Source organism: Streptomyces sp. NPDC048349 (assembly GCF_040651925.1).
Classification (GTDB): Bacteria; Actinomycetota; Actinomycetes; order Streptomycetales; family Streptomycetaceae; genus Streptomyces.
Map to the genome: position 1 here is coordinate 26,023 of NZ_JBEZLA010000062.1, position 19,937 is coordinate 45,959.

The following is a 19,937-nucleotide window of genomic DNA, read 5'->3' on the forward strand; positions in this document are numbered from 1 at the left end:
TCCCCTCAGACCGGCAGGGCCCAGGCCTGGTCGACCCGGTGGTCGCCGCACGGGGCCAGGCGGAGCCGCTCGGCGGGGGCGTCGGGGGTCGCGGCCGCGGCGGGCGCCGTCAGGCACATGCCGCTCGCCTTCTCGACGAGGGACCCGTCGCGCCGGTGCGCCCAGCCCTGACCGGGCCCCTGCACCCCGGCGGGAGCGCAGCGCGCCAGCTCCACCAGGCCGTCCTCGCCCCCCGACAGGCACGTGCCGGCCAGCCGCAGGGTGCCGTCGCGGCCCAGGACCCAGCGCTGGTCGGGGGCTCCGGTGCACGTCCCGAGCACGACCGCGCCGACACCCGAGGTGCTGGCCCCGTCGGCGCACTTGGCGCCGTCACCGACGATCTGCCCGGTCGGCACCGCCCGGGCGCAGCCGCGCGGGGTGAGCCGCCAGACCCCGGTGTCGTGGGCGCCCACCCGGCCCGTCAACGCGTCGGAGACCTCCCGGCGTTCCCCGCTCCACAGGTCCCGGGCGTCCGCGGTGCACGACGGCAGCCCGAGCTCGTCGAGCGGCACGTGGATGGTGCGCGCGGCGCCCGAGCGGTTGAGGACGGCCACCGCCCGGTCGCCGTTCGCGAGCGGCCGGACCAGGATCTCGAAGGTGGCGTTGGAGGAGACCACCGCGCCCTGACGGCCCAAGGGGTCCTGGTCGAGTGCGATCAGCCGGGTGTTCCCGAGGGCGGCGAGGCCCTCCGCGCTGAGTCCGGAGACGTCGGAGGACAGGATGAACGGGGCCGCCATCATGGCCCACAGGGCGACCTGGCTGCGGCTTTCGGCCGCGCTGAGGCCCGGCGCGCCCGCGATCAGGAAGTCGGGGTCGTTCCAGCTGCCGGGGCCCGCGTACCGGCCGAGCCAGCGGTTGTACCCGTAGTTGCCGAGCACCGAGTTCCACCGGGAGGCAGCCGGGGTGGCGGGCTTGTAGACCTTGATGTCGCGGCCCTCGCGCCACAGCTGGCCGGTCTCGCCGACCCAGCCGAGGACCTTGTGCCAGTCGGAGCCGCCCCACTCGCCCTGCTGGAAGTAGGCGGGGGCGGAGGCCGAGAGCACCATGTCGCGGCCGCTCGCGCGCAGGGCCGCGGCGACCGCGTTGTAGGCGTCCCGGTAGGCCTGCTCCTTCGTCTTGCCCGGCGGTACCCACAGGTTGCAGCCGTCCATCTTGACGTAGTCCACCTTCCAGGAGGCGAACTGCCGGGCGTCCTGCGCGTAGTGGTCCGCCCCACCGCCCTCGGGTGCGCCACTGCCCGGGTACTTCTCGCAGGTGAGCGAGCCGGCGTCCTGATAGATGCCGAACTTCAGGCCCTTGGCGTGCAGGTAGTCGCCGAGCCAGGCCATGCCGTGCGGGAACTTCGCCGTGTCGACGACCAGCGCGCCCCGCGCGTCGCGGCTCCTGGTCATCCAGCAGTCGTCGACGGTCACCGTGTCGTAGCCCTTGGCGGCGAGCCCGGTGGACACGAGGGCGTCGGCGTTCGCGACCACCGTGGCCTCGTCGATGTCGCACATGTAGTGCGCCCAGTTGTTCCAGCCCATGGGCGGGGTGAGGGCGAGGGGGGTGTCCGAGGTCGCCGTGGGCTCCGCCCCCGCGGGGGCGGGGGAAAGCGCGAGGGTGAACAGGGCGGCCGCGGTCAGACAGGGGAGCGAGGCGCGCAGGCGAGGCGGCACGGAGTCTCCTTGACGTGGGGGCGGGCAGTCGTGCGCCCAGTGCAGCGACGCGACTACTCCCTGTCAACGAAAGTCGGCAGATATCGGCCATTGACCAGCAATATGGCCGCAATCGATGTCACACCAAAGTGTCGCCGCCGCCTGATACGGCGTATGTTACGGTGTATCTCATGCCGAGGAGATCCGTCGCACTGGACCAGGCCACCCCCGAGGCGATCGCCGTCGCCGCCCTGCGCCTCCTCGACGAGGAGGGGCCGGCAGCGCTCAGCTTCCGCGCTCTCGCCGACCGGCTCGGCGTCTCCCACGCCACCGTCCAGCGCCGCTGCACCGACCTCGCCGGACTGCTCGACCTGTGTACCGAGCACCTGGCCGCCCAACTGCCCGACATCCCCGCGGGAACCGACTGGGCCGACGCCTGCGAGCGGCGGTTCGGTGCGCTGTACCGGCTGCTCACCGCCCACCCCGGGCTGCTCGTCCTGCGCGGCGGCCGACCCTGGCTCGGGCGGCAGCTGCTCGCGCGCCTCGTGGAGCCGGCCCTCGCCGACAGCGTGGCCGCGGGGATGACCGCCGCCGAGGCGATGACCGTCTACCGCCGCATGTACCTGCTCACCCTGGGCAGCGCGGCCTTCGTGGACCACCGGGATCCGGCCGCGGCCACGGCCGCCTCCCGGGCGGCCCTCGCCGCGCTGGATCCCGAGCGGTTCCCCGTACTCTCCGCCGGGCTGGCCGACGTACTGCCGCCCCTGACGGACCACGAGGTGTACTACGGGGCCCTGCGCCAGCTGATCGAAGCCGCCCGGCCCACCACCTGAGGGGGAGCACCGCCATGGAACAGCAGCTCGACTACGCCGCCGTACGCGCCGCCGCCGACCGGATCGCCGGAGCGGTACGGCCCGTTGCCGTGGCTCCCGCGGCCGACGGGGTCTGGTACGCCCTGGAACACCTCCAGCACACGGGCTCCTTCAAGGCCCGCGGCGCCCGCAACTTCCTCGCCGCCCACCACAAGGCCGGCACCCTCCCGCCCGCCGGGGTCACCATCGCCTCCGGCGGCAACGCGGGGCTGGCCTGTGCCTGGGCGGCCCGCGACCAGGCCGTGCCCGCGACGGTGTTCCTGCCCGCCAACGCCCCCCGGGTCAAGGTCGAACGGCTGCGCGGGTACGGGGCCGACGTGCGGCTCGTCGGCGACCGGTACGCCCAAGCGCTGGCCGCCTGCGAGGAGTTCGCCGCCGACAGCGGGGCCCTGAGCAGCCACGCCTACGACCACCCGCTCATCGCCGCGGGAGCCGGAACCCTCCTCGACGAGATCCGCGCCGCGCTGCCCGGCCTGGACGCCGTGGTCGTCGCGGTCGGCGGCGGCGGACTGTTCGCCGGGGTCGCCACCGCCGCACGCGCGCACGGCGTACGGGTGATGGCCGCCGAGCCGGAGAACTGCCGCGCCCTGAACGCGGCCCTGCTCGCGGGCCGCCCGGTGGACGTCGCCGTGGACTCCGTCGCCGCCGACTCCCTCGGGGCCACCCGTGTCTCGGCGGACGCGCTGGCCGCCGCGCAGGAGCCGACCGTACGGTCGGTCCTCGTCCCGGACGCGGCGATCACGGCCGCCCGTCGGGCGCTGTGGGAGGAGCACCGGATCGTGGTCGAGGCGGGCGCGGCCACCGCCGTGGCGGCCCTGCGCGCCGCGCCCGAGCCGCTGGGCGAGCGGGTCGCCGTCATCCTCTGCGGTGCCAACACGGACCCGGGGGACCTGGCGTCCTGACCCGGCGGTCTGACCTCGAACGACGATCGTCGCGGCGGTCGGCGACTTTCGAGGACGGCCCCGTGCCCCCGCCGTCTGCGAAGGTCGGGGTGTCCGGGCGGGCGACCGCCGCCGGACACGGAACGACACGGACACGGACACGGCGAACACGGAGGAACGGGCGTGGCACAGCGCAAGGGTTGTCTGATCGGCTGCGGGGTGGCGCTGGTGCTGGGCACAGGCCTCGCCGTGCTGGGGGTCTTCGGCATGGGGAAGGTCCTCGACATGGCCGACAAGACACTGGTGGACCCCGAGGTCTACGAGGCGGTGAAGACGGGCGACGCGGAGAGCGGGGTCCGCGCCAAGCTCCCGTCGGGCGACTCCTTCGTCAAGAGCGCCCTGAAGGACGGCGGCCCGGCCGAGCCCGAGGGCAGCGTCTGCGCCTGGTACATCTCCAGCGGCGACACCAAGAACGGCAAGGAGACCGTGCTGCGGTTCTGCTTCAAGGACGGCAAGCTCGTGGAGAAGGCCGAGTATCCGATGAGGTAGACCGCACGAGTGCCGGGGCCCCGTCCGGGCCGGCGTGCACCGTCGACAAGGCGTCAGATCGTGCCGGGTGTCCCGGTTTCCTCATCGTATCGGAACAACCGGCAACTGCCTTTGCACTAAAGCGCATTAGTGCAGCTTAAAGGGAATTCCACGGGGGCTGTCCGGGGGGCCGGCGCCCCTGCCGCCGCCTTTGTGACCAGGGCCGCACCGGCCACCCGGGCAGCAGGCCTCATTGACGCGTTCTTGGATCCCGGCGACCGTGGCACCGCCTCCGGCAATGAGGCCGGACTTCTGTGAAGGCGGCGACCATGACCCGTTCGACCCCGACCCGTACGGCCGTGGCCGCGTTGGTGGCCGGCGTCCTCCTCTCGACCGGCGCGTGCGGGCTGAGCGGCGGCTCGGGGGTGGAGGAGGCCGAGAAGACGGGCCGAGTGGCGGGCGAGATCACCTTCCGCACACTCCAGCTGAAGCCCGCGTTCACGGCGTACGTACAGGGCGTCATCGACGGGTTCGAGGCCCGGTACCCGGACGTGAAGGTCAGGTGGGAGGACGTCCCGGGCGACGGCTACAACGAGAAGCTCGTCGCCGACGCCCAGGCCGGAGCCCTGCCGGACGTGGTCAACCTGTCCACCGACTCCTTCCAGCTCCTCGGCGACCGGGGCATGCTCGCCGACGTGGCCAAGCTGGACGGGGCGCTGGCCAAGGACTACGTGCCGGGCGCCTGGGAGCAGTTCAAGCTGCCGGGCAAGGGTGACGGCGTGTACGCCTACCCCTGGTACGTCACCCCGGAGATCCTCACCTACAACGAGGACCTCTTCGAGAAGGCGGGCCTGGATCCAGCCGCGCCGCCGGCCAGCGTGGAGCAGTTCTTCGACTACGCCGAGCGGATCGCCGCCACGTCCGGCGGCCGGTACGCCGCCTTCATGGCCGACCCCAAGGGACGACTGCCGGGGGACTGGCAGAAGATGGGCGTCCCGGTCCTCGACGCCAAGGGGGAACGGTTCACCTTCGACACCGACCGGGCCGTGGCGTGGGTGGAACGGATGAAGGACCTCTACGCCAAGGGTGCGATGCCCAGGGAGTCCCTCCTCAAGTCCGACGACATCAACCAGCTCTACGGCGGCGAGAAGCTGGTCTTCGGCCCCGGCTCCCCGGGTTTCGTCAAGGACATCAAGCGGAACGCCCCACAGGTCTACGCGAAGACCCGGGTCGCGGGGGCCGTCACGGGCACCCTCGGCCACATCGGCATCTACGCCCAGTCGCTCGGCATCAGGAAGGACACCGAACACCTGGACGCGGCAGCCGCGTTCGCCAAGTGGGTCACCAACGGCCCCAACCAGGTGGAGTTCTCCAAGAAGGCCACCATCTACCCGTCCAACGCCCAGGGCCTCGCCGACCCGTACTTCGCGGACAAGGGCGACGGCAAGGACGCCGAGCCCCTCGCCCGCGCGGTCGGCGCCGAACAGCTGAAGACGGCCGAGCTCGACGCCAACACCCCCGTGCAGTGGACCAGTCAGGTCGGCGACGCCGTCGTACGGGAGATGCAGAAGGCCATCAAGGGCGAACAGGATCCGCGCACCGCGGTCAGGAAGGCCCAGGAGGAGGCCAACAGGCTGCTCGCCGACGCGGCTCGGAAGTGACCGGCGTGCGGGGCTTCCAGGACACGCGAGCCGGCCAGGACGGCCAGGACGGGCGGGCCGGGCAGGACATACGGGCCGGGCAGGACGGGCGGGCCGGCCAGGCCGGGCGGGCCGTGCAGGGCAGGCGGGTGGCGCCCGGCAAGCGCACCGGCCGGAGCGGGCGGGCCGTGCAGGCCGGGACCGCGGTGCGCCACCGCGCCTGGTGGACCCCGTACCTCTTCCTCGCCCCCGGCCTGCTGATGGTGACGCTGTTCAGCCTCTGGCCCTTCGTCAACACCGTCATCCTCTCCTTCACCGACTCCCGGATCCTGCGCGGCGGCACCTTCGTCGGTTTCGCCAACTACACCCGCGCCTTCGCCGACCCCGACTTCTGGACCGCGGCCGGCAACAGCGTGCTGTACCTCGCCGTCGTCGTGCCCTGCCTGGTCCTCCTGCCGCTGGCGCTCGCCGTCCTCGTCCGGACCGAGGTCCCGGGCATCGGCTTCTTCCGCTCCGCCTTCTACACCCCGGTGATCGCCTCCGCCGTGGTCGTCGGCCTGATCTGGCAGTGGGTGCTGCGCAGCGACGGACTCGTCAACACGGTCTTCCGGCGGCTGAGCATCGTCTCCGAACCGGTCCCCTTCCTGACCGACAGCACGATGCTGCTGGTCTCCGCGATGATCGTCACCGTGTGGAAGGGCCTCGGCTACTACATGGTCTTCTACCTCGCGGCGCTCGGAAACGTCCCCGCCTCCCTCTACGAGGCGGCCGCCCTGGACGGCGCCGGCCCCGTCCGCCGCTTCTTCAGCATCACCGTCCCCCAGGTGAAGCCGATGATGCTGCTGGTCGGCACCCTCTCCGCCATCTCGGCGCTGCGCGTCTTCACCGAGATCTACATCCTCGGCGGGGAGAGCGGCGGCCCCGGCGGAGGCGCCCGGACCCTGCCCTTCCTCATCCGGCAGGTCGGCCTCGGCTTCTCCGGGGAGACCGGTTACGCCTCCGCCCTCTCCCTCCTGCTGTTCCTCCTGACGCTCGTCTTCAGCCTGCTCGGCCGCCGCCTGTCGAAGGGGGACGAGGCATGAGGCGCTCCCGGGCCGGCCTCGCCGGCCGGTACGCCACGCTGGTCCTGATGCTCGTGATCATGCTGGGCCCGATCGTCTGGCAGTTCCTGACCTCGATCCGCGGCCGCACCGAGAACGTCTACGACGGCGTACTGCCCGCGCAGCCCACCCTCGACAACTACGTCCGCGTCGCCGAGTCCTTCCCGCTGCTCCAGTACGTCGCCAACACCCTCGTCGTGGCCGCACTCGCCGTCACCTCGAACCTGCTCTTCGCGGCGATGGGCGGCTATGCCCTCTCCCGGCCCGGCTGGAAGGGCCGCAGGGCCGTCTTCACCGTGCTCGTGGCGACCCTGATGTTCCCCTTCGAATCCGTGATGATCTCCATGTTCCTCACGGTCCGCGAGATGGGCCTGGTCGACACGCTCATCGGCGTGTGGCTGCCCGGCGCCGTCTCCGTCCTCAACATCATGATCATGCGGGCGGCCTTCCTGGCCGTGCCCAAGGAGGTGGAGGAAGCCGCGGTCCTGGACGGCGCGGGCGAATGGACCCGCTTCACCCGGGTGTTCCTCCCCGCCGCCAAGGGCGCCCTGGCCGTCGTCTGCATCACCGCTTTCATGGGCGCCTGGGACGACTTCCTGTGGCCCCTGCTGGTCCTCACCAACAGCGAGCACTACACCCTCCAGCTCGGCCTGAAGACCCTGGCCGGCGCGACCACCGTCAACGACCAGCGGCTCATCGCCGCGGGCGCCATGGCCGCGCTCGTCCCGATGATGCTCCTCTTCTTCGTCCTGCAGCGTTTCTTCTTCCGAGGCGTCGGAGAGGGAGCCGTCAAGGCCTGAGCAGCCGCGGCCTCCCGCCCCCGCCCCTCCCGTGTCCCGACCCCTCTCCCTCCTGGAGCAGCCGTCATGCACGACGACCGCAGCATCACCGAACACCGGCTCCGCCGGGTCCTCAAGGAGCGCATCAAGCCCGCCGTCCACACCCGCCCGGTCCCGCTGACCGTCGCCCGCTGGGAGGCCCCGGGCGAACCCGTCCCCGTCGCCCGGGGCCTGGCGGCCGCGTACGAGTCCTGCGCGGTCGGCGAGCCGTGGGGCCCGGCCTGGGGCACCACCTGGTTCAAGGTCACCGGGACCGTCCCGGCCGAGTGGGCAGGCCGTACGGTCGAGGCCGTCCTCGACCTGGGCTTCGACCGGATGATGCCCGGCTTCCAGTGCGAGGGCCTGGTCCACCGGGCCGACGGCAGCGAGGTCAAGGCGCTCAACCCGTACAACGACTGGGTGCGGGTCGCCGACCGGGCCGAGGGCGGCGAGCGCGTCGAGTGGTACGTCGAGGCCGCCTCCAATCCGGTCCTCGTCGAGCACACGGCCACGTACGAGGGCGACCGGCGCACCAGCGGCGACCAGCCCCTCTACCGGCTCGCCCGGATGGACCTCGCCGTCTTCGAGACCGAGGTCTGGGAACTGGTCCAGGACCTGGAGGTCCTCCACGACCTGATGGCACAGCTCGACACCGGCGACGCCCGGCGCTACGAGATCCTGCGCGCCGTCGACGCGGCACTGGACGCCGTGGACCTCGGCGACGTGCCCGGCACCGCGGCCGCCGCCCGCACGTGCCTGACCGGCGTGCTCGCCGCCCCGGCGCACGCCTCCGCACACCGGATCAGCGCGGTGGGCCACTCCCACATCGACTCCGCGTGGCTGTGGCCGCTGCGCGAGACGGTGCGCAAGGTCGCCCGCACCTCCTCCAACGTGGTCGGCCTGATGGACGACCACCCCGAGTTCGTCTTCGCCATGTCGCAGGCCCAGCAGCTCGACTGGATCAAGACGTACCGGCCCGAGCTCTTCGAAAGGATCAAGAAGAAGATCGCGGACGGACAGTTCGTGCCGGTCGGCGGGATGTGGGTGGAGTCCGACACCAACATGGTCGGCGGCGAGGCCATGGCCCGCCAGTTCCTCTACGGCAAGAAGTTCTTCATGGACGAGTTCGGCATCGAGACCCGGGGCGTCTGGCTGCCCGACTCCTTCGGCTACACCGCCGCGCTGCCGCAGATCGTCGCACTCTCCGGCTCCACGTGGTTCCTGACCCAGAAGATCTGCTGGTCCCAGGTGAACACGTTCCCCCACCACACCTTCTGGTGGGAGGGCATCGACGGCACCCGCGTCTTCACCCACTTCCCGCCCGTCGACACCTACAACTCCGACCTGGGCGGCGCCCAGCTCGCGCACGCCGCCCGCAACTACCGGGAGAAGGGCCGCGGTTCGCGCTCGCTGGTGCCCTTCGGGTGGGGCGACGGCGGGGGCGGCCCCACGCGCGAACACCTGGCCCGCGCCAAGCGCCAGCGGGACCTCGAGGGCTCCCCGCGGGTCGAGATCGAGCGGCCGGACGCCTTCTTCGAGAAGGCCCGCGCCGAGTACGCGGACGCGCCCGTCTGGGTCGGCGAGCTCTACCTGGAGCTGCACCGCGGCACGTACACCTCCCAGGCCAAGACCAAGCGGGGCAACCGGCACAGCGAATCGCTGCTGCGCGAGGCCGAGCTGTGGGCGGCCACCGCCGCGGTGCGGGTGCCCGGGTACGCCTATCCGTACGAGGACCTCGAGCGGATCTGGAAGACGGTGCTGCTGCACCAGTTCCACGACATCCTGCCCGGCTCCTCCATCGCCTGGGTGCACCGCGAGGCGCGCGAGACCTACCGGACGGTGCGCGAGGAACTCGAGGGGATCACCCTCGCCGCGCAGACGGCGCTGGCCGGGGAGGGCGGGCAGGACCTCGTCTTCAACTGCGCCCCGCACGCCCGGCGCGGCATCCCGGCGGGCGGCGCGGGCATTGCGGACGGGGCGGGGCAGCCGGTCACGCTGGAGGAGCGGCACGGCGGCGGCCACGTCCTGGCCAACGGCCGGCTGCTCGTGGAGATCGACGGCCGCGGACTGGTGGTGTCCGCCTACGACCTGGAGGCGGGCCGCGAGGCGGTCGCGCCGGGCGGCGCCGCGAACCTGCTCCAGGTCCACCCCGACTTCCCGAACATGTGGGACGCCTGGGACATCGACGCGTTCTACCGCAACAAGGTCACCGACCTGGTCGGCCTGGACGCCATGGAGGTCACCGAGAGCGGCCCGTCGGCCGCCACCGTCCGGATCACCCGCTCCTTCGGCTCCTCGACGGCGATCCAGTCGCTCACCCTGCGGTCCGGGGCCAAGACCCTCGACATCGTCACGGACGTGGACTGGCACGAGACGGAGAAGTTCCTCAAGGCGGCCTTCCCGCTGGACGTGAAGGCCGAACGGTCCGCCGCGGAAACCCAGTTCGGCCACGTCTACCGGGCCACGCACACCAACACCTCCTGGGAGGCGGCCAAGTTCGAGATCTGTGCCCACCGCTGGATCCACGCGGAGGAGCCCGGCTGGGGCGTCGCCCTGCTCAACGAGTCCACCTACGGGCACGACGTGACCCGCGACGTGCGGGCCGACGGCGGCCAGACCACCACGGTCCGGCTCTCCCTGCTGCGCGCACCGCGCTATCCCGACCCGGAGACCGACCAGGGGGCCCACACCCTGCGGTTCGCGCTGGCGCCCGGTGCGGAGATCGGGGACGCGGTCCGCGAGGGCCACGCCCTCAACCTGCCGGAGCGCGTGGTGAGCGGTGCGGGCCCGGTCGCCCCGCTGCTCGCCGTGGACAACGACGCGGTGGTCGTCGAGGCGGTCAAGCTCGCCGAGGACCGCGGTGGCGACGTGGTCGTTCGCCTCTACGAGTCCCGCGGCGGCCGCGCCCGGGCCACCCTCACGCCGGGCTTTCCGGTCGCGGCGGCGGTCGAGAGCGATCTCCTGGAGCGCCCGCTGGCGGGCTCGGCGGTCGCCGCCCCCACCCCGGACGGCACGGTGGCCCTCACCCTGCGCCCGTTCCAGATCGTCACGGTCCGCCTCCGCCGGACGTGACCGCCCAGCCGTCGGGGCCACGGACGCGGCCGGCGCCTGCGCCGGGTCGACCCCGCGCCGGGGCCACGCGCGCGGCCGGCGCCTCCCGCCGGGTCTGAGCCCGCGCCGCCCGGGGTCCCGGACGGTGCCGGGGGAGTGAACTCCGCCACAAGCGGGGCCGTCCTGTCCGGGAATCCCGGCCCTCCCGGGGAGGACGGCCCCCGCTCGGTTTTGCACCTAGTTGCAAAAGCGGCCTCCCCTCGCTAGAACAGGTTCATCACCCCCGCGCGAGGAGGCGCCCCCCATGTCCCAGAGCCGGTACCCGCACCTGCTGAGCCCGCTGGACCTCGGATTCACCACGCTGCCGAACCGCGTGATCATGGGCTCGATGCACACCGGTCTCGAAGAGCACCAGGGCGGCTTCGAGCGCCTGGCCGCCTTCTACTCCGAGCGCGCCCGCGGCGGCGCCGGCCTGATCGTCACCGGCGGCATCGCCCCCAACGACGCCGGGCGCCCCTTCGAGGGCGGCTCCCGCCTCACCACCGAGGAGGAGGCCGCCGAGCACCGGGTGATCACCGAGGCGGTGCACGCCGAGGGCGGGAAGATCGCCATGCAGATCCTCCACTTCGGGCGCTACGCCTACCACAAGGACCTGGTCGCCCCCAGCGCCCTGCAGGCCCCCATCAGCCCCTTCGTCCCGAACGAGCTCACCGACGCCGAGGTCGAGCGCACCGTTGAGGACTTCGTCCGGGCCGCCCGCCTCGCCAAGCTCGCCGGCTACGACGGCGTCGAGATCATGGGCTCCGAGGGCTACCTGATCAACGAGTTCATCGCCGCCGCGACCAACAAGCGCACCGACCGCTGGGGCGGCGCGTACGAGAACCGCGTCCGCTTCCCGCTGGAGATCGTCCGCCGCACCCGCGAGGCCGTCGGCGAGGACTTCATCGTCATCTACCGCCTCTCCATGCTCGACCTGATCCCCGGCGGCTCCACCCTCGACGAGGTCGTCCACCTCGCCAAGGAGATCGAGGCGGCCGGCGCCACCATCATCAACACCGGCATCGGCTGGCACGAGGCCCGCATCCCCACCATCGCCACCTCCGTCCCGCGCGGCGCCTACACCTGGGTCACCAAGCGGCTGATGGGCGCGGTGTCCGTACCCCTCGTGACCAGCAACCGCATCAACACCCCGGAGATCGCCGAGGAGCTGCTCGCCGACGGCCGCGCCGACCTGGTGTCGCTGGCCCGGCCCTTCCTCGCCGACGCCGACTTCGTCGCCAAGGCCGCGGCCGGCCGGCCCGAGACCATCAACACCTGCATCGGCTGCAACCAGGCCTGCCTCGACCACACCTTCAGCGGCAAGATCACCAGCTGCCTGGTCAACCCGCGCGCCTGCCACGAGACCGAACTGGTCCTCGCGCCCACCCGCCTCAAGAAGCGCGTCGCGATCGTCGGTGCCGGCCCGGCCGGCCTGGCCTGCGCGGTCTCCGCCGCCGGCCGCGGCCACGCCGTCACCCTCTTCGAGGCCTCCGGCCACATCGGAGGCCAGCTCGACATCGCCCGCCGCATCCCCGGCAAGGAGGAGTTCGAGGAGACCATCCGCTACTACGGCACCCAGCTCGTGGACAGCGGCGTCGAGGTCCGCCTGAACACCCGCGCCGACGTGGAGACGCTGCAGGGCTACGACGAGGTCGTCGTCGCCACCGGCGTCACCCCCCGCACCCCCGAGATCGAGGGCGTGGACCACGCCAGCGTCGTCAGCTACCTCGACGTGCTGCGCGACGGCGCCCCCGTCGGCGAGCGCGTCGCCGTCGTCGGCGCCGGCGGCATCGGCTTCGACGTCGCCGAGTACCTCACCGACAGCGGAGAGGGCGCCTCCCAGGACCCGGCCGTCTACTTCCGCCACTGGGGCGTCGACACCGCGTACACCGGCCCCGGCGGACTCACCGCCGCCGACCGCCCCGCGCCGCCGCGCCAGGTCCACCTGCTCCAGCGCAAGGCGACCAAGGTCGGCGCCGGCCTCGGCACCACCACCGGCTGGATCCACCGGGCGGAGCTCAAGCACCGCGGGGTGGTCTCCGTCGCGGGGGCCGCGTACGACCGCATCGACGACGAGGGCCTGCACATCACCGTCGACGGCGAGCAGCGCCTCGTACCGGCCGACACCGTCGTGCTGTGCACCGGGCAGGAGCCGCGCCGGGACCTGTACGAGGCGCTGCGCGCGGCCGGTGTCGAGGCGCACCTGATCGGCGGCGCCGACGTGGCCGCCGAACTCGACGCCAAGCGCGCCATCCGCCAGGGCACCGAACTCGCCGCAACTCTGTAGCACCTGAAGCGTCCGAACGAAAGGGATTGTGGCGGTCCGCCCGGACCGCCACAATCTCCCGGGTGACGTTCTCATCCGCAGACGCAGACAAGATCCTCGCCGACAACTTCGCTCCCTGGGTGCTCGCCCTGGGCCTGAGCGTCCAGGAGACCGGCGAACGGCACGCCGTGCTGCGGCTGCCCTGGTCCGACACCCTGGCCCGGGACGGCGGCGGCCTCTGCGGCCAGGCCCTGATGGCGGCCGCGGACACCGCCACCGTCATCGCGATCTCCAGTGCGCGCGGCGCGTACGGGCCGATGACCACGGTCCAGCAGTCGACGAGCTTCCAGCGCCCGGTGACCGGCTCCGACGTGCTGATCCACGTCCGGGTCACCAAGCTCGGCCGGCGGATGGCCTTCGCCGACGTCACCATGACCCCCGAGGGCGCCGCGGAGCCCGCGGCCACCGCCTCCACGGTCTACGCCCTGCTGGGCTGAGGCCCTTCCCGCAGCGCCCTCCGCGGACGCTTCCGCCAGGGTGGGCGGCCAGGTCCCGGCTACTGCCAGGAGCCGTAGCGTTCGCAGATCATGCCAGGGTTACGCGCCAGGAGCCCGGTACCGGATCTGCTCGGCTCTGCGCAGGGCATCCAGCGTTTCGTCGACGCTCAGGAGAACGGTCGTCTCAAACGAGCTGAGCGCGCCACCTCCGCTGATGGCCAGCGCGACCGAGGCCATGGACACGTTGTCCGGGGCTTCCCAGAGGTTGTAGCCGTCGTGGGTGCCGAAGGCGTACCAGAAGCCGTGGAGCTTCCCGCCGACGGACTCGATGTATGAGCGAGCGGCCTGCGCGCGGTCTTCCGGGTGGCCCATCAGTCTCGCCCAGGTCTCCGGCGTGTAGCTGAACCTTGATAGATAGAGCGGCATCGTGTCTCTCTTCCGTTTCGACCATCGATGCCCGAGCTCGAGGGCAGAAGACCGGGATGGCCCCAGGTTCCCCCGAACAGCCGGGGGATGCGCGCAAGCGCGTCTGCTCCCCGCGTATGCGGGGGTGAGCCCGCAGACTGCTCTCCGCGAGGCCGGCCGCGGGCCAGGTGGACTATTTCTCCGGCAGGCGCGCCATATCGGACACGGGCCCGAGATGGCCGAGCTTGTCGGGGTTGGACACGGAGTGGAGCGCCCTGATCACGCCGTCGGCGAAGTCCAGCTCGATCACCGACGCCACGCGTCCCTCGGCGTCGTACGTCACCGCGCCGGGCCGGCCGTTGATCCACGCCGGCCGGAGGACGGCGCCGAGCATCAGGACCCGGCGGATCCCGCCGACGAGCAGCCGGCCGACGCGCTGCGGGTCGGTCACCGGGTTCCGGGTCGCCCGCGCCTTGCCACCGCCGTCCCCGTGGAACACCACGTCGGGCGCGAGCATGCCGAGCAGCACGCCCATGTCGCCGCCCTCGGCGGCCTCGAAGAACGTGCGGGCGAGTTCCAGACCCTCCGCCCGCCGCGCCGGGGCCGCCGCCACACTGTCGACGTCCTGGCCTCCGGCGGGGATGCGCTTCTTGGCTCGGGCGAAGATCTGCCGGCAGTTCACCTCGGTCTTGCCGGTGGTCCTGGCGATGTCCGGGTAGTCGTACCCGAACACCTCGCGCAAGACGAACACCGCCCGTTCCACCGGGGAGAGGGCCTCCAGCAGCACGAGGAACGCCATCGACAGCGAGTCGGCAAGCTCGGCGTGCTCGGCCGGCCCCGGCCGGTCGGTGGTCACCACGACCGGCTCGGGCAGCCAGTTCCCCACGTAGGTCTCGCGCCGTACCCGCGCCGAACTCACGTAGTTGATTCCCAGCCGCGTCACCGCCGTGGTCAGGTACGCCTTCGGAGCGTCGATCACGGTCCCTGCCCGGTGCGCCCGGGTCAGGCCGAGGAAGGCGTCCTGCACGATGTCCTCCGCGTCGCCCACCGATCCGGTCATCCCGTAGGCGATGGAGAACATCAAGGGCCGGTAGCCGGCCTCGTCCAGCGCACCCGTTGATCCCGGCACAGAACCCTCCCCCGACTCTCATGCTGCGGTACTCGGCCGAGCCGGCTGCCTCCGCCCGCCCATTCCAAGATCCACACGGCCGCGTGCAGGTTATCCGAGGTCCGCGGCCCGCCCAGCGGCATCCGGCGGAGGAGACGCACGTCACATTCGCTGCCGTCACAGCTGGCCGCAGTGCCCTGTCTCAGAGGGGCAACAGCGCACGACGACAAAGGAGTCCACGATGAATGCCCGTCTGAACGTCTTCACCAGCCCGGTCGCCGCCAAGGCCTGGAAGCACATCATCGCGGCGGGCAATGCGCTCGGGGACTCGACCCTGCCGGCCGCGACGCGCGAACTGGTGATGCTCCGCGCCAGCCAGATCAATGGCTGCGCCGGATGCATCGACATGCACACCAAGGACGCCGCAGCCGCCGGTGAGACCGCGGTACGCCTCCACCTTGTCGCGGCCTGGCGGGAGGCCACCGTCTTCACCGATGCCGAACGCGCCGCCCTGGAACTGGCCGAAGAAGCCACCCGTATCGCAGACGCCGCCGGTGGAGTCCCCGACGAGGTCTGGGCGAACGCCGCGAAGCACTACGACGAGGAGCAGCTCGCCGCCCTGGTGACCCAGATAGCCGTCATCAACGCCTTCAACCGCCTGAACGTCACGGTCCAGCAGCCCGCCGGCCACTACCAGCCCGGCCGGCACTGACAGCCACCCGGACAACCACTGCGGCTGCCGCAGCTGCCTACCCTTCTGCAAGGAGAACCCCATGAACCTCGCGCTGTGGATCGTCACCGGACTGCTCGCCGTTGCCTACCTGGTGGGCGGTGCGTTCAAGCTGGTCACACCGAAAGAGAAGATCGCCTCCAGCGGGCCGAGCGCGAGGTGGGTCGAAGACTTCAGCGGCAGCGGCGTCAAGGCGATCGGGGCCCTTGAGGTCCTGGCCGCGGTCGGCCTGGTCCTGCCCGCCATGCTCGACACCGCGCCGGTGCTGGTGCCGCTGGCCGCCCTGGGTCTGGTGCTGCTCATGCTCGGCGCGGCCGTCCTGCGCACCCGGCGTCACGAGACCGCTTACGTGGTCGTGGACATCGTCTACATGGTCCTGGCTGGTTTCGTAGCGTGGGGCCGCTTCGGCCCCGAGTCCTTCATCGGCTGATCGCGGCGGCGGTGATGATCACCCGGGAAGGGGGACGGCAAGGGGGGCTCCGGGGTGACGTTGACGGGCATGAGCGGCAGGGGCTGCGTCCGTCCGGGTGACACCGGGAATACCCGGCGCCCGGTGGCGACTTGGGCCGTACATGAACGCCACCCCGTACGACCCGCGCACGCTGCTCGGGGAAAGCCGCCTGGGTATTCTCGCGACGATCAAATCGGACGGCCGCCCGCAGCTCTCGCCCGTCATGCCCTTCTACGATCCGCAGGCCGACGTCCTCTACGTATCGATGACCGAGGGACGCGCCAAGACCGCGAACCTGCGGCGGGATCCCCGCGCCGCACTGGAGGTCACCAGCCCCGACGGCTGGGCCTGGGCCACCGCCGAAGGCACGGTGACACTGACCGGGCCGGGAAGCGACCCCCACGGCCCCGAGGTCGAGGCGCTGGTGCGGTACTACCGCGCTGCCGCCGGAGAGCACCCGGACTGGGACGAGTACCGGGCGGCCATGGTGGCCGATCGGCGCGTCCTGATGATGATGACGGTCGATCACGTCTACGGCGAAAGGATCCGCTGAGCGCGCCCCGAGAGAGCAGCTCTTGGGCGCGCACACCCGGCGGCTCCTTCCCGTCCTGACCGACAGCCCCCGGCGGCTCTGGCAGGCGGGCCCGCTGCCGGAGTTGGCAGGTTCCCCGGGCGCGGTCACCGTCGACGGCTTCCGGCAGTTGGCCCGGGGTCCGTCCGGCACCGGCACCGGCACAGCACCGGCCCTGTCGCGGACGGGGCCGAGGCCGCCCGGCCGAACGGCCCGGGGTGTCACGGCCGTTGGGGCCGTGGGTGCATGGGCCCGCGGGCGGGGCGGAGGACCGGCCGCCCCGCTCCCGCGCCCTCGCGCTAGTGTGCGTACGTGAGCTTTCATGTCGTCGTAGGTTTTGGGCCCGCCGGTGCGGCCACCGCTCGGCTGCTGGCCGAACAGGGCCACGAGGTAAGGGTCGTCACCACTTCGGGCCGGAGCCCGGAACCCGGGATCGAACACGTCGCGTGCGACGCGGCGGACCCCGAGCGGCTGATCGAGGCCACGAAGGGCGCGGCCGCGCTCTACGGCTGCGCCGCGCCGCCCTACCACCGCTGGGCGGGCCAATGGCCGGCGCTGGCCTCGTCGCTCTGCGCTGCGGCCGAGGCCACCGGGGCGGTCCTGGTCATGCTGGGGAACCTCTACGGGTACGGACCGGTGGACGGCCCCCTGACCGAGGGCCTGCCGCTCGCGGCGACCGGTCCCAAGGGGCGGGTGCGTGCGGCGGCCTGGGAACAGGCCCGGGCCCTGCACGAACAGGGCCGCATCAGGGCGGTCGAGGTGCGGGCCTCCGACTTCTTCGGGCCCGGCGTCACCGAGGGCGGCCACCTGGCCGCGCGGGTCGTGCCGCCGCTGCTGCGCGGCAAGCCGGTCTCCGTGCTCGGCGATCCGGACGCCCCGCACAGCTGGACCTACCTCCCCGACGTGGCCCGGGTGTTGGCCGAGGTCGCGGGCGAGGAGCGGGCCTGGGGACGGCCCTGGCACGTGCCGACGGAGCCCGCGCTGTCCGTCCGCGAGATGGTCGGCCGCCTGGCGGTCGAGGCGGGGACGGGGCCGGTCGCGGTGCGCAGGCTGCCGCCGGCCGTGCTCGGCGTGGCCTCGCTCTTCTCCCCACTGCTCCGCGAACTGAAGGAGATCCGCTACCAGTTCGACCGTCCGTTCGTGGTCGACAGCAGCGCCTACGAGGCGGCCTTCGAGGTGCGGGCCACCCCGCTCGACGCGCAGGTCGAGGCGACCGTGGCCTGGTGGCGCGAGCGGGTGGCGACCGCCGGATGACGCACGGGCCGGCCTTGACACCCCTCTGACGCCGGGTGGCCGCTGAGGCCGGCCGGGGGGCCGTGGCGCACCCGAGGAAAAGCGCATGACAGGCCGGCGGCTGCCACTACCGTCCCGGTGTCGGCGGGCATCACCGCCGTACGCGCCCCGCCCCCGCCAGAGAGAGACGGACCATCCCCCCGACCTCCGCACCCCCCGTCGAGCGGCGCCCGCTGGGGCGCAACAAGGACTTCACCGTCTTCTGGCTCGGCCAGGCCCTGTCCGTCCTCGGCGGGTCCATTTCGCTGCTCGCGCTGCCGCTGCTCGTGCTCGGCGCCACCGGGTCCCTCGTGCAGATGGGCCTGATCACCGTCATCTCCGGGGCCACCGGTATCGGCACGGGGATCTTCGCGGGATACGTCGTGGACCGCGTGGACCGCCGGCGGCTGATGATCGTCTGCGATCTGCTGCGCGCCGCGCTGTTCTGCGCCGTGCCGGTCGTGTGGTGGGCCTGCGGACCGAGGATCTGGCTGCTGTACGCCCTGACGGCGCTGGCCACGGTACTGACGACCCTGTTCGACGTGGCCTACGTGACGGCCGTGCCGCAGCTGGTGCGGGCCGAGGACCTCACCGCCGCCAACGGGCGGCTGATGGGCACCTTCGCCGTCGGTACCCTCCTGGGGCCCGTGGCGGCCGGTTCCCTCGCGGCCACGGTGGGTGCGGAGCGGGCGCTGGCCGTGGACGGTGCCACCTTCCTCGTCTCCGCCGCCAGCCTGGCGTGGGTGAGGTTCGGCAAGCCGGCCGAGGGCGGCGGGGCCGGGGGCGGCGAGCGCGCCGAGCCTGCGGCGGGGGTGCTGCGCGAGGTGTTCGTCGTGGGCTTCCGCTTCCTGTGGACGCATCCGCTCCTGCGCCCCCTGACGGTGCTGCTCACCCTGCTGACCTTCGTCACCATGGGCGCCACCGACCTGATGATCTACCGCGTCCAGGAGGATCTGGGCCGGACCCCCACCACCGTCGGCTACGTGATCGCCGTGAGCGGGACCGGCGTCGTCGCCGCGGCCCTCACCGCCGGGCGGCTGCGCCGGACCTTCGGCTTCGGCCCCTGCTGGCTGGCCTCGGTCGCCATGATCGGGATCGCGGTGGCGGTGACCGGAGCCAGCCGCAGCGTGCCGGTCATCGCCGCGCTGGCGGCGGTGTTCATGTTCGGGGTGACCCTGGCCGGGGTGTGCAGCATGACCCTGCGCCAGGAGGTGACCCCCGACCACCTGCTCGGCCGTGTCACGTCCGCCTTCTGGACCGTGCACAACGCCTCGGGCCCGGTGGGTGCGGCCGTGCTCACGGTGCTGGCCGCCCGCCACGGGGTTCCGGCGGTCAGCCTGGCCGCCGGCGCCTTCTGCCTGCTGGTGCTCGGCGCCGGACTGCTCTCGCCGCTGCGTGCCCGGCCGGCCGAGCCGGAGCAGGGCGTGCAGTGCGGCCGGGAAGGGGGTCTGGGAGCATGAAGCCGCAGACCCGGGACCCGGAGCGAGGAGCCGACATGTCCGGACAGTTCGAGGTGAGCGTCGAGATCGACCGGCCGGTCGAGGAGGTCTTCGCCTACCTTGCCGACGGCCGCAACGACCCCGACTTCAGCCCGCGCGTCCAGGAGATCACCAAGGAACCCCAGGGCCCCACCGCGCTCGGCACGGTCTTCCGCAGCACGGTCAAGGACGCCGGGATGAAGACCGGCCGCCAGTTCCGCATCGTCGGCTTCGACCCGCCGCACCTGATCCGCTGGACGGAGGAGAGCCGCAACCTGGTCACCGCGGAGGGCGGCTACGACTTCGTGGCCCTCCCCGGCGGGCGCACCCGGGTCCGGATCTTCAACGCCCTCGAGGGCCACGGCCTGGGCAAGCTGCTCGTGGGCTTCGCCGTGAGCGCCGCGCGCAAGGACGCCCCCGCTTTCGGCCGCCGCATCAAGGCGGCCGCGGAGGCGTCCCTCAAGCGCTAGGGGGTGTCTGACGGAGGTCCGCGGCGTCGCGGTGCCCGGCACGCACTCTCGCCGCACCGGCCGAAAGCCCAAGTACGTCCAGTACGG

Annotated in this window: 18 protein-coding genes; 15 read left to right on the top strand and 3 right to left on the bottom strand. The window is 72.4% G+C overall.

Annotation, left to right across the window (positions count from 1 at the left end; genetic code table 11):
* Nucleotides 1–5 precede the first annotated feature (5 nt).
* Complete coding sequence (locus AB0D44_RS27805) at nucleotides 6–1,694, bottom strand: ricin-type beta-trefoil lectin domain protein (RefSeq protein ID WP_362595842.1); 1,689 nt, start codon at nucleotides 1,692–1,694, stop codon at nucleotides 6–8.
* A gap of 170 nt (nucleotides 1,695–1,864) precedes the next feature.
* On the opposite strand from AB0D44_RS27805, the gene AB0D44_RS27810 reads away from it, so the two are divergent.
* From AB0D44_RS27810 to AB0D44_RS27850, 9 genes are all read left to right on the top strand, one after another.
* Complete coding sequence (locus AB0D44_RS27810) at nucleotides 1,865–2,506, top strand: TetR family transcriptional regulator (RefSeq protein ID WP_362595843.1); 642 nt, start codon at nucleotides 1,865–1,867, stop codon at nucleotides 2,504–2,506.
* A gap of 14 nt (nucleotides 2,507–2,520) precedes the next feature.
* A complete protein-coding gene (locus tag AB0D44_RS27815) occupies nucleotides 2,521–3,447 on the top strand; it encodes a serine/threonine dehydratase (RefSeq protein ID WP_362595845.1) in 927 nt (308 codons plus the stop codon).
* A 162-nt stretch (nucleotides 3,448–3,609) separates the two neighbouring features.
* Complete coding sequence (locus AB0D44_RS27820; protein ID WP_362595847.1) at nucleotides 3,610–3,975, top strand: hypothetical protein; 366 nt, start codon at nucleotides 3,610–3,612, stop codon at nucleotides 3,973–3,975.
* Nucleotides 3,976–4,283: 308 nt separating this feature from the next.
* Entirely contained in the window at nucleotides 4,284–5,615 is a 1,332-nt protein-coding gene (locus AB0D44_RS27825; RefSeq protein ID WP_362595849.1) for a sugar ABC transporter substrate-binding protein, read from the top strand.
* Between the two features lie 185 nt (nucleotides 5,616–5,800).
* A complete protein-coding gene (locus AB0D44_RS27830; RefSeq protein WP_362595873.1) occupies nucleotides 5,801–6,676 on the top strand; it encodes a sugar ABC transporter permease in 876 nt (291 codons plus the stop codon).
* Entirely contained in the window at nucleotides 6,673–7,494 is an 822-nt protein-coding gene (locus AB0D44_RS27835) for a carbohydrate ABC transporter permease (protein ID WP_362595851.1), read from the top strand. Before AB0D44_RS27830 ends, AB0D44_RS27835 begins: the two co-directional genes overlap by 4 nt.
* Nucleotides 7,495–7,560: 66 nt before the next feature.
* Nucleotides 7,561–10,584, top strand: coding sequence for a glycoside hydrolase family 38 C-terminal domain-containing protein (locus tag AB0D44_RS27840; protein ID WP_362595853.1), 3,024 nt, complete (start codon nucleotides 7,561–7,563; stop codon nucleotides 10,582–10,584).
* Nucleotides 10,585–10,867: 283 nt separating this feature from the next.
* Entirely contained in the window at nucleotides 10,868–12,889 is a 2,022-nt protein-coding gene (locus tag AB0D44_RS27845; RefSeq protein ID WP_362595855.1) for an NADPH-dependent 2,4-dienoyl-CoA reductase, read from the top strand.
* Between the two features lie 62 nt (nucleotides 12,890–12,951).
* Nucleotides 12,952–13,365, top strand: a complete 414-nt coding sequence (locus AB0D44_RS27850; RefSeq protein WP_362595857.1) for a PaaI family thioesterase — start codon at nucleotides 12,952–12,954, stop codon at nucleotides 13,363–13,365.
* A gap of 99 nt (nucleotides 13,366–13,464) precedes the next feature.
* Here the strand turns inward: AB0D44_RS27850 and AB0D44_RS27855 are convergent, their stop codons facing one another.
* Both AB0D44_RS27855 and sigJ read right to left on the bottom strand, forming a co-directional pair.
* Nucleotides 13,465–13,791, bottom strand: coding sequence for a GYD domain-containing protein (locus AB0D44_RS27855; protein ID WP_362595859.1), 327 nt, complete (start codon nucleotides 13,789–13,791; stop codon nucleotides 13,465–13,467).
* Nucleotides 13,792–13,963: 172 nt separating this feature from the next.
* The gene (sigJ, locus tag AB0D44_RS27860; RefSeq protein ID WP_362595861.1) at nucleotides 13,964–14,899 is read right to left on the bottom strand and encodes an RNA polymerase sigma factor SigJ; all 936 of its coding nucleotides are present in this window, start codon (nucleotides 14,897–14,899) and stop codon (nucleotides 13,964–13,966) included.
* A 220-nt stretch (nucleotides 14,900–15,119) separates the two neighbouring features.
* Between sigJ and AB0D44_RS27865 the strand changes: the two genes are divergently transcribed.
* The 6 genes from AB0D44_RS27865 (at nucleotide 15,120) to AB0D44_RS27890 (ending at nucleotide 19,850) form a co-directional block, all read left to right on the top strand.
* On the top strand, nucleotides 15,120–15,590 hold the full coding sequence (locus tag AB0D44_RS27865) for a carboxymuconolactone decarboxylase family protein (protein WP_362595863.1): 471 nt from the start codon (nucleotides 15,120–15,122) through the stop codon (nucleotides 15,588–15,590).
* A gap of 61 nt (nucleotides 15,591–15,651) precedes the next feature.
* A complete protein-coding gene (locus tag AB0D44_RS27870; RefSeq protein ID WP_362595865.1) occupies nucleotides 15,652–16,038 on the top strand; it encodes a DoxX family protein in 387 nt (128 codons plus the stop codon).
* A 142-nt stretch (nucleotides 16,039–16,180) separates the two neighbouring features.
* Entirely contained in the window at nucleotides 16,181–16,612 is a 432-nt protein-coding gene (locus tag AB0D44_RS27875) for a PPOX class F420-dependent oxidoreductase (RefSeq protein ID WP_362595867.1), read from the top strand.
* A gap of 330 nt (nucleotides 16,613–16,942) precedes the next feature.
* Nucleotides 16,943–17,884 carry an NAD-dependent epimerase/dehydratase family protein gene (locus AB0D44_RS27880; protein ID WP_362595869.1) on the top strand — a complete coding sequence of 314 codons (942 nt, stop codon included), beginning with the start codon at nucleotides 16,943–16,945 and terminating at the stop codon, nucleotides 17,882–17,884.
* Between the two features lie 212 nt (nucleotides 17,885–18,096).
* Nucleotides 18,097–19,362, top strand: a complete 1,266-nt coding sequence (locus tag AB0D44_RS27885) for an MFS transporter (protein WP_362595875.1) — start codon at nucleotides 18,097–18,099, stop codon at nucleotides 19,360–19,362.
* 35 nt (nucleotides 19,363–19,397) lie between these two features.
* On the top strand, nucleotides 19,398–19,850 hold the full coding sequence (locus AB0D44_RS27890) for an SRPBCC family protein (RefSeq protein ID WP_362595871.1): 453 nt from the start codon (nucleotides 19,398–19,400) through the stop codon (nucleotides 19,848–19,850).
* The last annotated feature ends 87 nt before the right edge of the window (nucleotides 19,851–19,937 follow it).

Bases quoted from the DNA above. Each gene is read 5' to 3' on its own strand.
- AB0D44_RS27855 (WP_362595859.1), bottom strand. From the start codon at position 13,791: ATGCCGCTCTATCTATCAAGGTTCAGCTACACGCCGGAGACCTGGGCG.
- AB0D44_RS27825 (WP_362595849.1), top strand. From the start codon at position 4,284: ATGACCCGTTCGACCCCGACCCGTACGGCCGTGGCCGCGTTGGTGGCC.
- AB0D44_RS27890 (WP_362595871.1), top strand. From the start codon at position 19,398: ATGTCCGGACAGTTCGAGGTGAGCGTCGAGATCGACCGGCCGGTCGAG.
- AB0D44_RS27875 (WP_362595867.1), top strand. From the start codon at position 16,181: ATGAACGCCACCCCGTACGACCCGCGCACGCTGCTCGGGGAAAGCCGC.
- AB0D44_RS27815 (WP_362595845.1), top strand. From the start codon at position 2,521: ATGGAACAGCAGCTCGACTACGCCGCCGTACGCGCCGCCGCCGACCGG.
- AB0D44_RS27810 (WP_362595843.1), top strand. From the start codon at position 1,865: ATGCCGAGGAGATCCGTCGCACTGGACCAGGCCACCCCCGAGGCGATC.
- AB0D44_RS27870 (WP_362595865.1), top strand. From the start codon at position 15,652: ATGAACCTCGCGCTGTGGATCGTCACCGGACTGCTCGCCGTTGCCTAC.
- AB0D44_RS27835 (WP_362595851.1), top strand. From the start codon at position 6,673: ATGAGGCGCTCCCGGGCCGGCCTCGCCGGCCGGTACGCCACGCTGGTC.
- AB0D44_RS27865 (WP_362595863.1), top strand. From the start codon at position 15,120: ATGAATGCCCGTCTGAACGTCTTCACCAGCCCGGTCGCCGCCAAGGCC.
- AB0D44_RS27840 (WP_362595853.1), top strand. From the start codon at position 7,561: ATGCACGACGACCGCAGCATCACCGAACACCGGCTCCGCCGGGTCCTC.
- AB0D44_RS27845 (WP_362595855.1), top strand. From the start codon at position 10,868: ATGTCCCAGAGCCGGTACCCGCACCTGCTGAGCCCGCTGGACCTCGGA.